This window comes from Pseudomonas sp. GW823-FHT03E05 (assembly GCF_058796855.1).
Window position 1 is genome coordinate 433,472 of record NZ_JBXAJB010000002.1, and the last position, 13,401, is coordinate 446,872.

Below are 13,401 nucleotides of genomic sequence, written 5' to 3' on the forward strand. Positions count from 1 at the left end.
CGTCGGAGCTAGCGCGGCAACGCCACCTCCAGCGCCAGGGCCGCATCCAGCAGTTGCCGGTCATGGCCCTGGGGCAGGCTCAGCAACAGCCCGGTGGGCAAGCCCTGGGCATCGCGGCCGCTAGGCAGGGCCACGCCGGGCATGTCGAGGAAACTGCCGGGCATGGTCAGGCGCAGGGTCGCCAGGTTGGTCCGGGCAAAGAGCTCGTCGTCCTGCTCCAGGGGCGCCAGGGGCGGCGCCACATGGGCCACGGTGGGGGTAATCAGCACCGCGCCGTCCAGTTCGTCCTGCACCTGTTGCTGCAACTGGCGCCGCGCCTGGTACAGCCGCAGCAACTGGCTGGCGGGCATCTGCCGGGCGCTTTCCAGGCGCCGTCGCACCCGCGGATCGAGCTGTTCGGCGTACTCGCTGTCGAGCAACGGCTGGTGCAGGGCGAAGGCTTCGGCGGCGCCGAGCCAGCCTTGTTCCTGGATCAGTTGCAGGGTGGCTTGCAGGCTGTGCAGCGGCCGTTGCTCCACCAGCGCCCCGGCCTGTTGCAGGCTTTCGATGACCACCAGCAGATTGGCCCGCACGGCGGCCTGGGTACGGCTGTCGTCAAGCACTTGCGAATCGACCCAGAAGCGTTGCCCCGCCAGGCTGCGGGGCGGCGGCAATTGCCGGGGATCGCCACCGCGCAACAGCCCGTCGATCAGCCAGGCATCGCGCACGCTGCGGGTCAGCGGCCCGAGGCTGTCGAGGCTTTCGGCCAGGGGAAACACCCCCTCGCGGTCATAGCGCAGGGAGGTGGCGCGGTAGCCCACCAGGCCATTGAAGGCTGCGGGAACGCGGATCGAACCGGCAGTGTCGGTGCCCATGGCGATCGGCACGATACCGGCCGCCACCGCCACCGCGGAACCTGCCGAGGAACCACCGGGAATCCGTGGCTGGGCATCACTGTGGGGGTTGATCGGAGTGCCGAAGTGCGGGTTCAGGCCGAGCCCGGAATAGGCGAACTCACTGAGGTTGGTCTTGCCCAGGCTGACCAGCCCGGCCCGGCACAGCTGCCGCACGCTGGGCGCATCCACCTTGGCCGGCGGCGCCTCGCGACGCACCTGGGCGGCGGCGGTGGTGATACTGCCGGCCAGGTCGAACAGGTCCTTCCAGGCCAGGGGCACGCCATCCAGCAGGCTCAGCGGCTGGCCGGCCCGCCAGCGGGCAGCCGCCGCCTCAGCCTCGCGCCGGGCCCGGGCCGGGCACAGGGAAATGAACACATGAGGCGTTGCCTCGGCCAACGCCAGGGCCTGCTCCAGAACCTGGACCGGATCGGTGCGGCCCGAGGCAAAGGCTTGCGCCATGGCCGTGGCGTCGTTCAGCGAATCAGGGTGCATGGCTCACTCCGCAAAAACCTAAAAATGTACTAAATATTAAAATGTACATTTTATACAGAGCAGATTCCGTGCCAGCTCAAAACGCAGGGAGCACCGCGTACTTTCGGAAAATCCCCCAGATTCGCCTGTAATAGCGAGCCAGAGTGGGTTACTGGCAGAGATCGCTCGACGACCGACGGAGAAAATCCTCGCCCAGAGGTCCGCCATTGAAATAATGTATCTTTTATTAAAAAGTACATTTTGGTGCAGAAAGGTAACAACCCACCCAGGGCGGCCCCAGGACGGGGCAACCAAACGTGGCACTCAGTGACACTTGGCAACTGTGAGAGAATCCCCGGCCACCGCGGCCCGGCAACGGGCTCGTCACCCACCGGCAACAGCCCCTAGAGGAACCGATGAAAGCAGTGTCAGCAGAGGACCCGCGCACCGCATCGCGCTACGCCATGATCCGTCAGGTCTTGCGCGACGCCATCCTCCAGGGCACCGCCCTGCAGGGCCTGGTGCTGCTGGAGGCGCCCCTGGCGGAACTGTTCGGCACCAGCCGAGTGCCGGTGCGCAAGGCCCTCGATCTGTTGCACGGCGAAGGGCTGATCAGCCGTTTTGACGGCCGCGGCTACCTGATCAACCCCCAGGGCCTGGAGATCGAACCGCTGCGCCTGCCCCTGAGCCATGCCCACCTGGGGCTGGCCAGCGACGAAGAACTGGTGGACACCCGGCCCCTGGGGGAACGGATCTACGAAGAACTGGGCAGTGCCCTCTCCACCTGCATCGCCTTCGGTCATTTTCGCCTCGACGAACAGGCCGCCGCCGAGCACTACGGCGTCAGCCGCGCGGTGGTCCGCGAAGCACTGATGCGCCTGCGCGATCGCGGCCTGGTGGAAAAGGAACCCTACTCCCAATGGCTGGCCGGGCCGCTGACCGCCCGGGAAGTCACCGAAGACTACGAACTGCGCGCCTGCCTGGAACCCGAAGCCCTGCGCCAGAGCGCGCCGGGCCTGGGCCGCGAACGCCTGGAACAGATGCTGGAACGGGTGACCCAGGCGCAACAGGCCGAGCACTGTGGCCTGGAGGCCCTGGAACGCCTGGAAGAAGACCTGCACCAGCAATGCTTGGGCGGCTTGCAGAACCGCAAGATGGCGGCGCTGATCCGTCAGGCCCAGAGCCCGATGATCATCAACCGGATCTTCTACCGCCTGCTGGGCATCGGCGCCGACCCGGCGATGCTCGCCGAGCACCGACTGATCCTCGAACTGCTGCTGCACGGTGCCTACGACGCTGCGGCCCTGAACCTCAGAGAACACCTGCAACGCGCCCGCCAGCGCATGTTGCAACGCCTCAAAGTGCTGTCGGTGCTCCCGGAACCGGAACTACCCGGCTTCCTCAGCAAAATCAGCTGAGCCCCGTAGCCGCTGCCGAGCCCGCGAGGCTGCGCAAAGGTCCGCAGGACCTTGCCTGGCGATCGCCTGCCAAACCTCCGGTGGCCTTCAGAATCCCGCGTCCCTGCGGGCCGTTCGCAGCCTGCGGCAGCGGCTACAGTGCGTTGCGCTTTACCAGGCTGAGGTCGGGGACGGTGCTGCGGCGCTGGCTCAGGTAGCGGGTGCAACTGACCCGCAGGAAGGAGGCGAAATTCACCACTTCGCCGCGGTAGTCCATGACCTCCTCATACAGCTTGGCAATCAGCTGGTTGGTGGTCATGCCGTCCACTTCGGCGATCTCGCTGAGAATGTCCCAGAACTGGTTTTCCAGGCGCAAGGTCGTGACCACGCCACAGATGCGCAACGAGCGGGAACGGGATTCGTAGAGAATCGGGTCGGCTTTGACGTACAGCTCGCACATGGCGTGGCCCTCGCTTACAGGGTGATTTTGGTGCCCAGCAGGCCCAGGAAACCGGCCAGCCAACTGGGATGCGCCGGCCAGGCCGGGGCGGTGGCCAGATTGCCTTGAACATGGCCTTGGGTCACGGGGATATCGATATAGGTGCCCCCTGCCAGCCGAACTTCCGGGGCGCAGGCCGGGTAGGCGCTGCATTCGCGACCTTCGAGGATGCCGGCCGCCGCCAGCAGTTGCGCGCCGTGGCACACCGCGGCAATCGGCTTGCCGGCCTGGTCGAATTCCCTGACCAGTTGCAGGACCTTTTCGTTCAGGCGCAGGTATTCCGGGGCACGGCCACCGGGGATCAGCAGGGCGTCGTAATCGCTGGACTTCACTTGGGCGAAATCGAAGTTCAGGGCAAACAGATGGCCCGGCTTTTCGCTGTAGGTCTGGTCGCCCTCGAAGTCGTGGATCGCCGTGCGCACGGTCTGCCCGGCGCTCTTGTCGGGACACACCGCATGCACGTTGTGACCGACCATCAGCAGGGCCTGGAACGGCACCATCACTTCGTAGTCTTCGACGTAATCGCCAACCAGCATGAGAATCTTTTTCGCGGCCATGGAGTGGACTCCTTTCAGTGAAAGACGGGGGCGCAAGGAGTATTCAAGGTAGCCCCAATCCACCGGCCCGGGTAATAACCCGGTACTACAGCGACAACTGTACGGACAACTCTGCACCCAGCTGTAGCACCAGGATCGCGCGGCTTTATGGCTAGATGCAGGCACCTGTGTCCCTGTACGAATTCTGGTAGCCATCATGTCCTCGCGCGAAAACACCGGCATGGCCCTCGGCCTGCTGGGTGTCATCATTTTCAGCCTGACCCTGCCCTTCACCCGGATAGTGGTAGAGCAGATGCACCCCTTGCTCAACGGCCTGGGCCGCGCGCTGTTCGCGGCGATCCCGGCGGCCTTGCTGCTGCTCTGGCGCCGGGAAAGATGGCCGACCTGGAAACAGGTCAAGGGCCTGAGCGTGGTGATTCTCGGGGTGATCCTCGGCTTTCCAGTGCTTTCGGCCTGGGCCATGCAGACCCTGCCCGCGTCCCACGGCGCGCTGGTCAATGGCCTGCAACCGTTGTGCGTGGCGCTGTATGCGGCGTGGCTGTCCCACGAACGGCCGTCGAAGGCCTTCTGGGCTTGCGCCGCCCTGGGCAGTGCGCTGGTGCTGGGTTATGCGCTGCTCAGTGGCGCGGGCAGCATCCAGGCCGGTGATGTGCTGATGCTCGGGGCGATCGCCGTGGGCGGCCTGGGTTATGCCGAAGGGGGCCGGCTGGCGCGGGAGATGGGTGGCTGGCAGGTGATCTGCTGGGCTCTGGTGCTGTCCACGCCGCTGCTGATCGGACCGGTGTGGTACCTGGCGGCGCAGCACCAGGGGGCGATTTCCATGAGGACCTGGTGGGCCTTCGGCTACGTTGCGCTGTTCTCGCAGTTCCTGGGTTTTTTCGCCTGGTATGCCGGGCTGGCCATGGGCGGAATTGCTCGGGTGAGCCAGATCCAGCTACTGCAGATCTTCTTCACCATCGCCTTTTCCGCCCTGTTCTTCGGTGAGCAGGTGCAGCCCATTACCTGGGTGTTCGCGGTGGGCGTGATCCTTACCGTGGTCCTGGGGCGCAAGACCGCGGTGCGCCCGGCCACACCGCTGCCCACGCCGCCGGCCAGCCCTCAGCCGAGGTAACCGTCGGCCTTGAGCAGGGTTTCCAGGCAATGTTCGCTGATCTGGTAGAAGGCCTTGAGCTCTTCGATCCTGGCCAGCAGCTGGCTGGGATCCTGCGGTTCGGCGCGCTTGACCGCCAGAATCATCTTGTTCTTGTTGGTGTGCTCCAGGGAGATGAATTCAAAGACCTTGGTTTCATAACCGCAGGCTTCGAGGAACAGCGCCCGCAGGCTGTCGGTGACCATTTCCGCTTGCTGCCCCAGGTGCAGGCCGTATTGCAGCATCGGCTTGAGCAGCAGCGGGCTCTGGATCTGCTGGCGGATCTGCTTGTGGCAGCACGGCGAGCACATGATGATCGCCGCGCCGGAGCGGATACCGGTGTGGATCGCGTAGTCGGTGGCGATGTCACAGGCGTGCAGGGCGATCATCACTTCCAGCTGGCTGGGGGCCACGCTGCGCACGTCACCGCACTTGAACACCAGGCCCGGGTGCTCCAGGCGCTGCGCGGCGGCGTTGCACAGGGTCACCATGTCTTCACGCAACTCGACGCCGGTGACTTCGCCCTCGGCCTTGAGGGTATTGCGCAGGTAGTCGTGGATGGCGAAGGTCAGGTAGCCCTTGCCGGAGCCGAAGTCCGCCACCCGCACCGGCTGGTCGAGCTTGATCGGCGAGCTGCCCAAGGCGTGGCTGAAGACCTCGATGAACTTGTTGATCTGCTTCCACTTGCGTGACATCGCCGGAATCAGCTCATGCTGCTTGTTGGTCACCCCCAGGTCGGCGAGAAACGGCCGGCTGAGGTCGAGGAAGCGGTTCTTCTCCCGGTTGTGCTCGGCGGACGGCGCATCGCGCTGGGTTTGCGGCTTGCCCTTGAACAGCGAACTCTTGCCCTTCTTGCTGTATTCGAGCTGTACCTCGTCGGTGAGGGTCAGCAGGTGGGCGTTCTTGAACGCAGCCGGCAGCAGCTCGGCGATGGCGGCGATGCCTTCGTCCAGGGAGAAGTTCTTGGTGATGTCCCGGGTCTTGTAGCGATAGACGAAGGACAGGCACGGCTGCTCCTTGACCGTCAGTTGCTTGATGATCAGGCGTTGCAGGTCCGCCTCCGGGCCCACGTGCTTGGCCAGTACCAGCTTGATAAAGGCGTTCTGCGTGAGGCTGGTGTCGAGCAGTTGCAGGAACTGGGCGTGATGATCCGGCGCGGGGCGGGCGGAAGGTGCGGTAACAGACATGGGGGCAGGAGCCTCGGGCGATGCGCGGTGTCGATCAGGGAATGGCGGGTATTTTAGGGAGCAAGCCCCGCCGGGGCACGAAGTTATTCACCCGAGGGTAAAATTTTGTCGCCCCCCGGAAAAATCCCCCCCAATCCCGCCCCGTAGGAGCTGGCTTGCCAGCGAAGGCGTCCCCAAGGGCGGTGCAAGGCTCACGGGCCTCTTCGCCGGCAAGCCGGCTCCTACACAGGTAGCACGCCATAGTCCCCAGCTGGGTGGGTCAGTTGAGCACCACCAGGCGGTTGGGCAATTCGTTGCGTACCTGGGTCAGGGGCACATGGGTCTTGAGCAACTCGCCGCTGGCTTCAATGCAATCAAGGAAGCCCTGCAGGGTCTGGCCTTGCCGGACCTGCTGGGTAAAGGCCTGGACAATCGCGTTCCAGTGCTTGTTGTCCAGGCGCCTGGAGATGCCCTCGTCCACCAGGATCTCCACATAGCGCTCGGCTTCGCTGACAAAGATCAGCACCCCGGTGCCGCCCACGGTGTGGTGCAGGTTCTGTTCGAGGAACTGGCGCCGGGCCAGGTTGGAAGCGCGCCAGTGACGCACCGATCGCGGAATCAGCCGGGTGGTGACCCGCGGCAGGCGGAACACCAGGCACAAGACGATAAAGGTCGCCCACTGCGCCAGCAGCAACAGGTGCATGTTCAGCCAGCCGGTGGCGTAGTGCACCAGCCCCGGCACCACCAGCGCCAGCAGGCTGGCCCAGAGCAGCGGGATATAGGCGTAGTCGTCGGCCCGGGCCGCCAGCACCGTCACCAGTTCGGCGTCGGTCTGCTGTTCCACCCGGGCGATGGCTTCGGCCACCTGCCGTTGTTCGAATTCACTGAGTAATGCCATGTCGTTGGATTTCCGCTTTTTATTGTCAGTTACCAGCCGCCGGAGGAACCGCCGCCGCCAAAGCTGCCGCCGCCACCACTGAAGCCGCCCCCGCCGCCGGAGCCGCCACCAAAACCGCCGAAGCCACCGCCTCCGCCACCGCCGCGCCCACTGGTGGTGGTGATCAAGCCGAGCGCCTGCGCCACCATGATCACCAGGATGAACAGCAGCACCAGGAAGATGAACAGCAACGGGTGACGCTGGACAAAGTCGTCCTGGCTGCTGCTATCACCGCTGTCATACACCGTGGTCGGCTCGTCCAGCGGCGTGCCGCCCAGCACCAGGAGCATGGCCGACACCCCGTCGCTGATGCCCTTGCTGAACTGCCCGGTCTTGAACGCCGGGGTGATCACCTGGTTGATGATCACCGAGGCCTGGGCGTCGGTCAGGCGCTCCTCCAGGCCGTAGCCCACTTCGATGCGCAGCTTGCGCTCGTCCCGGGCGACGATCAGCAGCGCGCCGTTGTTCTTGTCCTTCTGGCCGATGCCCCAGTGGCGCCCCAACTGGTAGCCGAACTCCTCGATGCTGACGCCTTGCAGGTTCGGCAGGGTCACCACCACCAACTGTTCGCCGGTGGCCTGTTCGTGGGCTTGCAGTTGCCGAGTCAGCAGGGCGCTGATGGTCGGCTCGATCATCTGCGCGTCGTCCACCACCCGCCCGCTCAGGGCCGGAAACCTCAGCTCGGCCTGGGCCGAGACCGCAAAGACCCAGAGCAACAGCACCAGGCCAATTTTATAGAGTCGCATCAGCACCTCATCCTTAATGTTTGTCCGCGTGTGCTACCAACTGCCGGACGCCCCGCCACCGCCAAAACTGCCGCCGCCCCCGCTGAAACTGTCCGAGCTTGAACTGGAGCTGGAGCTGCTGGAGTCGAACCAGTCGAACGCACTGCTGCTCGAACCGGTGTCGCGCTCGGCCCTGGTTTCGCGCCTGGCCGAATCGCCGCTGGCAACAACCGGCGAGTCATCGCCGCTGCGCCATTGGGTCAGGAACCCGAACAACGGTACACCGACGAACACCAGGTAGAACAACCTCTCGAACCACCACATCCACTCGATGTCCTGGTACCAGCTTTTCTCCACCGAGCGGTACACCAGCATCGGCCGGTCGGTGGACGACAATACGTTCACGATGGACGTGGCCCCGGCAATGATCCCCGAGGAATACAGGTCGTCCTTGAAGTACGGAATGATCGAACCATCGATGATGAAGTGGGCCACCATGTCGTTGAGCCGCCCCTCCAGGCCGTAACCGACCTCGATCCGCACCTTGCGATCGTCTTTGGCCACCAGCAGCAGGACGCCGTTGTTCTTGTCCTTCCGGCCGATCCCCCAGTGTCGGCCCAACTGCAGGCCGAACTCCTCGATGCTATGGCCACCCAGGCTCGGCACCGTGGCCACCACGACCTGGTCGGTGGTGGTCTGCTCGAGCCGCTCCAGCATCTGCGCCAGGTAGACCTGCGCCGATGGCGTGAGCAACTGCGCGGTGTCCACCACCCGCCCGGTCAGCTTGGGAAACAGGCGTTCAATCGGTGCCGCTGTCGCAGTGGTCGGTGCGGGCTCGACCTGGACAGCGGGTTGCGACGAACGCAACGGCACCCCATCCGTGGGTGTGGGCCCGGGTGGTTGCGCCAGTACGGCGCCACCCACCAGCCAAAGCCACAGCAGCGCGCCTTGCAGCACGCGCCGCCCGTGGCTCATCAGAATTTGACTTGCGGCGCTTTGTCGGCGTCGGGGGTGGTGGCCTCGAAGGATTCACGCACCGGCATGTCGCTGTACATCAGGCTGTGCCACAGGCGGCCGGGGAAGGTACGAATCTCGGTGTTGTACTTCTGCACCGCCAGGATGAAGTCGCGACGGGCCACGGCGATGCGGTTCTCGGTGCCTTCAAGCTGGGATTGCAGGGCCAGGAAGTTCTGGTTGGCCTTGAGGTCCGGGTAGCGCTCGGAGACCACCATCAGGCGGCTCAGGGCACCGCTCAACTGGTCCTGGGCCTGCTGGAACTGCTTGAGTTTTTCCGGGTTGTCCAGGGTGCTGGCGTCCACCTGGATCGAGGTGGCCTTGGCCCGCGCCTCGATCACCGCAGTGAGGGTCTGCTCTTCGTGCTTGGCGTAGCCCTTGACGGTTTCCACCAGGTTGGGGATCAGGTCGGCGCGGCGCTGGTACTGGTTCTGCACCTGGCCCCAGTCGGCCTTGACCTGCTCGTCCAGGGTCGGAATGTTGTTGATGCCGCAGCCGCTGAGCAGGCTGGTAAGCAGCAACAAGGCAGCGATGGGCCAGCTCGAACGCAGGCTTTGAGTGATGTTCATGGGTGAGGCTCCTTGCACAACCTGATTGAAATGAAGCTTTTGCCCGCTTTCACACATCCTGTGGGCAAAATCTGCCTGCGCCACTGGAATGCATCGGGCTGATGGGCTAAAAGATGCCCAGCGCGAAAAAGAGTTCAGAAATAAGGCGGTGTGAAAACGTCGCGAGTGAAGGCAAGACAAGGCAAAAACAGGCGAGGAAGCGGAGTGTAGGAGCCTACATGAGCATTCCGAGCCTGTTTTTAACGCCGTATTGCCGAACGCAGCAGTTTTCACATGGCCTGAAGTGTGCGGGAATTATCTGAACAACAATAGTCGCTCCCTAAATTTTGGCTGTTCGACGCGTCACTCATGCGTCGGTCTTGAGCCCTTGAGAACAATATTCATGAAGAAGCTGTGTTTGCTGGGCCTGCTGGTCAGCCTGGCCAGTCACCCTGTATTGGCCGAAACTGCCCCGGTCCCCCTGGAAAACAAAGAAGCCTTTATCAGCGACCTGCTCAAGCGCATGACCCTGGAAGAGAAGATCGGCCAGCTGCGGCTGATCAGCATCGGCCCGGAAATGCCCCGCGAGCTGATCCGCAAGGAAATTGCCGCGGGCAATATCGGCGGCACCTTCAACTCCATCACCCGCCCGGAAAACCGGCCGATGCAGGACGCGGCCATGCGCAGCCGGCTGAAGATCCCGATGTTCTTCGCCTACGACGTGATCCACGGCCACCGGACCATCTTCCCCATCAGCCTGGCCCTGGCCTCCAGCTGGGACATGGATGCCATCGGCCGCTCCGGGCGCATTGCCGCCAAGGAAGCCAGCGCCGACAGCCTGGACATCACTTTTGCACCGATGGTCGATATCTCCCGCGATCCGCGCTGGGGCCGTACCTCCGAAGGCTTTGGCGAAGACACCTACCTGGTCTCGCGCATCGCCAAGGTCATGGTCAAGGCCTACCAGGGCCAGAGCCCGGCCCTGCCGGACAGCATCATGGCCAGCGTCAAGCACTTCGCCCTGTATGGCGCGGTGGAAGGCGGTCGCGACTACAACATCGTCGACATGAGCCCGGTGAAGATGTACCAGGACTACCTGCCGCCCTACCGCGCGGCGATCGACGCCGGCGCCGGCGGGGTGATGGTGGCCCTGAACTCGATCAACGGCGTGCCCGCCACCTCCAACACCTGGCTGATGAACGACCTGCTGCGCAAGGAGTGGGGCTTCAAGGGCCTGGCGGTGAGCGACCACGGGGCGATCATCGAACTGATCCGCCATGGCGTCGCCAAGGACGGACGTGAAGCGGCCAAACTGGCGATCAAGGCCGGCATCGACATGAGCATGAACGATTCGCTGTACGGCAAGGAACTGCCGGGGCTGCTCAAGTCCGGCGAGATCGAACAGAAGGACATCGACAACGCCGTGCGTGAAGTGCTGGCCGCCAAGTACGACATGGGCCTGTTCAAGGACCCGTACGTGCGCATCGGCAAGGCCGAGGACGACCCCGCCGACACCAACGCCGAAAGCCGCCTGCACCGCAGCGACGCCCGGGATATCGCGCGACGCAGCCTGGTGCTGCTGAAGAACCAGAACGACACCCTGCCACTGCAGAAAACCGCGAAGATCGCCCTGGTGGGCCCGCTGGCCAAGGCGCCGATCGACATGATGGGCAGTTGGGCCGCCGCCGGGGTGCCGGCGCAATCGGTGACCCTCTACGACGGCATGCGCAATGTACTGGGAGACAAGGCCCAACTGGTGTACGCCCGGGGCTCCAACATCACCGCCGACAAGAAGGTGGTGGACTACCTGAACTTCCTCAACTTCGATGCCCCGGAAGTGGTGGACGACCCGCGCACGGCGCAGCAGATGATCGACGAAGCGGTGAAGGCCGCCCGGCAATCGGATGTGATCGTGGCCGCGGTGGGTGAATCCCGGGGCATGTCCCACGAATCCTCGAGCCGCACCGACCTGCACATTCCTGCCAGCCAGCGCGACCTGATCAAGGCCCTCAAGGCCACCGGCAAGCCACTGGTGCTGGTGCTGATGAATGGCCGGCCGCTGTCGCTGCTGGAAGAAAACCAGCAGGCCGATGCGATCCTGGAAACCTGGTTCAGCGGCACCGAAGGTGGCAACGCCATCGCCGACGTGCTGTTCGGCGACTACAACCCGTCGGGCAAGCTGCCGATCACCTTCCCCCGCTCCGTGGGGCAGATCCCCACCTACTACAACCACCTGACCATCGGCCGGCCGTTCACCCCGGGCAAGCCGGGCAACTACACCTCGCAGTACTTCGACGACACCACCGGCCCGCTGTTCCCGTTCGGCTATGGCCTGAGCTACACCAGCTTCAGCCTGTCGGACATGGCCCTGTCCTCCACCACCCTGAACAAGAGCGGCAAGCTCGACGCCAGCGTGACGGTGAAGAACACCGGCAAGCGTGACGGCGAAACCGTGGTGCAGCTGTACATCCAGGACGTGGCCGGCTCGATGATCCGCCCGATCAAGGAATTGAAGAACTTCCAGAAAGTCATGCTCAAGGCCGGTGAAGAGAAAGCCATTCACTTCACCATCACCGAGGACGACCTGAAGTTCTACAACGCGCAGCTCAAGTACGCCGCAGAGCCGGGCGACTTCAATGTGCAGATCGGCCTGGATTCCCAGGACGTCAAGCAACAGAGCTTCGAACTGCTCTGAGCCTGCCAGCGGCCGGCGCATGACCTGCGCCGGCCGACTCCTTCTGTAATCCCCACAATCGCTGCAATATCTGTCGCCGCTGCCGAGCCTGCGAGGCTGCGCAAAGGTCCGCAGGACCGTGCTTGTCGATCTCCCGCCAAACCTCCATCGGACTCACGACCGCCGCGACCGCTTCGCGCTCGTTCGCAGCCTGCGGCAGCGGCGACAGCCAGCCGTGTCAGCCGCGTGAGTCAGCCGCGCCGATCCAGCAGGTTGACCACCAGACGGTCGACCCAACCCCAGATCCGCTGCTTGATCCGCCGCCACAGCGGTCGCTTGCGCCACACCGCCAGGCTGACTTCCTCGCTCTGGGCAAAGTCGGCGTCAAAACTCGCCACCACTGCCTGGGTCAACGCAGGGTCCAGGGCTTCCAGATTGGCTTCCAGGTTGAAGCGCAGGTTCCAGTGGTCGAAGTTGCACGAGCCCACGCTCACCCAGTCGTCCACCAGTGCCATCTTCAGGTGCAGGAAACGCGGCTGGTACTCGAAAATCCGCACCCCGGCCTTGAGCAGGCGCGGGTAGTAGCGGTGCCCGGCATAGCGCACCGCCGGGTGGTCGGTGCGCGGCCCGGTCAGCAGCAGGCGTACGTCGAGGCCTCGGGCCGCCGCCTTGCGCAACGAACGGCGCACCGACCAGGTGGGCAGAAAATACGGGGTCGCCAGCCAGATGCGCCGCTGCCCGCTGCTCAGGGCCCGGATCAGCGAATGCAGGATGTCGCGGTGTTGGCGGGCGTCGGCGTAGGCCACCCGGCCCATGCCCTCGCCGGTATCGGGCAGGCGCGGCAGGCGTGGCAGGCCGAAATCGGCACCGGGCTTCCAGGCCCCGCGATACAGGTTGGCGCTCCATTGCCGGTCGAACAGTTGCTGCCAGTCGCTGACCATGGGGCCGGCAATCTCCACCATCACCTCATGCCAGTCGCAGCTGTTGTCCTCGGGCTTCCAGAACTCATCGGTGACTCCGGTGCCGCCCACCACCGCCAGGGCCTGGTCCACCAGCAGCAGCTTGCGATGATCGCGGTACAGGTTGAGAAAGCCCTGGCGCCATTTCAGCCGGTTGTAGAAGCGCAGCTCGACACCGGCCTCGGTCAGGCTGCGGCGCAGGGCCTGGGTAAAGGCCAGGCTGCCGTAGTCGTCGAACAGGCAGCGCACCCGCACCCCGCGCTGCGCTGCCTGCACCAGGGCCTGGACCATGGCCTCGGCGCAGGTCCCGGCTTCCACCAGGTACAGCTCCAGTTCCACCTGGTGCTGGGCGCGGGCAATGGCCACCAGCATCCGCGGGAAGAACTGCGGGCCGTCGATCAGCAACTCGAAGCGGTTGCCTTCGCGCCAGGGGAACACCGCTGCGCGCAT

At 64.5% G+C, this 13,401-nt stretch carries 12 protein-coding genes; 3 read left to right on the forward strand and 9 right to left on the reverse strand.

Features of this window, described 5'->3' with window-relative positions; translation table 11 throughout:
* Window positions 1-8: 8 nt before the first annotated feature.
* Complete coding sequence (locus tag AC1RCO_RS09690; protein WP_492617662.1) at window positions 9-1,367, reverse strand: amidase; 1,359 nt, start codon at window positions 1,365-1,367, stop codon at window positions 9-11.
* A gap of 395 nt (window positions 1,368-1,762) precedes the next feature.
* Between AC1RCO_RS09690 and AC1RCO_RS09695 the strand changes: the two genes are divergently transcribed.
* Window positions 1,763-2,764 carry a GntR family transcriptional regulator gene (locus tag AC1RCO_RS09695; RefSeq protein WP_011059702.1) on the forward strand — a complete coding sequence of 334 codons (1,002 nt, stop codon included), beginning with the start codon at window positions 1,763-1,765 and terminating at the stop codon, window positions 2,762-2,764.
* 133 nt (window positions 2,765-2,897) lie between these two features.
* On the opposite strand, the gene AC1RCO_RS09700 is transcribed toward AC1RCO_RS09695, so the two are convergent.
* Window positions 2,898-3,203: a ribbon-helix-helix domain-containing protein gene (locus tag AC1RCO_RS09700; protein WP_011059701.1), complete on the reverse strand. Its 306-nt coding sequence runs from the start codon at window positions 3,201-3,203 to the stop codon at window positions 2,898-2,900.
* A 14-nt stretch (window positions 3,204-3,217) separates the two neighbouring features.
* Window positions 3,218-3,799, reverse strand: coding sequence for a DJ-1/PfpI family protein (locus AC1RCO_RS09705; RefSeq protein ID WP_011059700.1), 582 nt, complete (start codon window positions 3,797-3,799; stop codon window positions 3,218-3,220).
* A 196-nt stretch (window positions 3,800-3,995) separates the two neighbouring features.
* On the opposite strand from AC1RCO_RS09705, the gene AC1RCO_RS09710 reads away from it, so the two are divergent.
* Window positions 3,996-4,910: a DMT family transporter gene (locus AC1RCO_RS09710; RefSeq protein WP_072443213.1), complete on the forward strand. Its 915-nt coding sequence runs from the start codon at window positions 3,996-3,998 to the stop codon at window positions 4,908-4,910.
* On the opposite strand, the gene AC1RCO_RS09715 is transcribed toward AC1RCO_RS09710, so the two are convergent.
* The 5 genes from AC1RCO_RS09715 to AC1RCO_RS09735 form a co-directional block, all read right to left on the reverse strand.
* Window positions 4,898-6,115, reverse strand: a complete 1,218-nt coding sequence (locus tag AC1RCO_RS09715) for a class I SAM-dependent methyltransferase (RefSeq protein ID WP_015634453.1) — start codon at window positions 6,113-6,115, stop codon at window positions 4,898-4,900. The two genes, AC1RCO_RS09710 and AC1RCO_RS09715, sit on opposite strands and share 13 nt — an antisense overlap.
* 259 nt (window positions 6,116-6,374) lie before the next feature.
* Window positions 6,375-6,992, reverse strand: coding sequence for a TPM domain-containing protein (locus AC1RCO_RS09720; protein ID WP_011059697.1), 618 nt, complete (start codon window positions 6,990-6,992; stop codon window positions 6,375-6,377).
* A gap of 29 nt (window positions 6,993-7,021) precedes the next feature.
* Window positions 7,022-7,777: a TPM domain-containing protein gene (locus AC1RCO_RS09725; protein ID WP_342402826.1), complete on the reverse strand. Its 756-nt coding sequence runs from the start codon at window positions 7,775-7,777 to the stop codon at window positions 7,022-7,024.
* Between the two features lie 33 nt (window positions 7,778-7,810).
* Window positions 7,811-8,731 carry a TPM domain-containing protein gene (locus AC1RCO_RS09730; RefSeq protein ID WP_210694063.1) on the reverse strand — a complete coding sequence of 307 codons (921 nt, stop codon included), beginning with the start codon at window positions 8,729-8,731 and terminating at the stop codon, window positions 7,811-7,813.
* Complete coding sequence (locus AC1RCO_RS09735) at window positions 8,731-9,339, reverse strand: LemA family protein (RefSeq protein ID WP_342402825.1); 609 nt, start codon at window positions 9,337-9,339, stop codon at window positions 8,731-8,733. Before AC1RCO_RS09735 ends, AC1RCO_RS09730 begins: the two co-directional genes overlap by 1 nt.
* Window positions 9,340-9,721: 382 nt before the next feature.
* Between AC1RCO_RS09735 and bglX the strand changes: the two genes are divergently transcribed.
* Complete coding sequence (gene bglX / locus AC1RCO_RS09740; protein WP_053156707.1) at window positions 9,722-12,013, forward strand: beta-glucosidase BglX; 2,292 nt, start codon at window positions 9,722-9,724, stop codon at window positions 12,011-12,013.
* Between the two features lie 230 nt (window positions 12,014-12,243).
* On the opposite strand, the gene AC1RCO_RS09745 is transcribed toward bglX, so the two are convergent.
* The gene (locus tag AC1RCO_RS09745) at window positions 12,244-13,401 is read right to left on the reverse strand and encodes a phospholipase D-like domain-containing protein (protein ID WP_015634449.1); all 1,158 of its coding nucleotides are present in this window, start codon (window positions 13,399-13,401) and stop codon (window positions 12,244-12,246) included.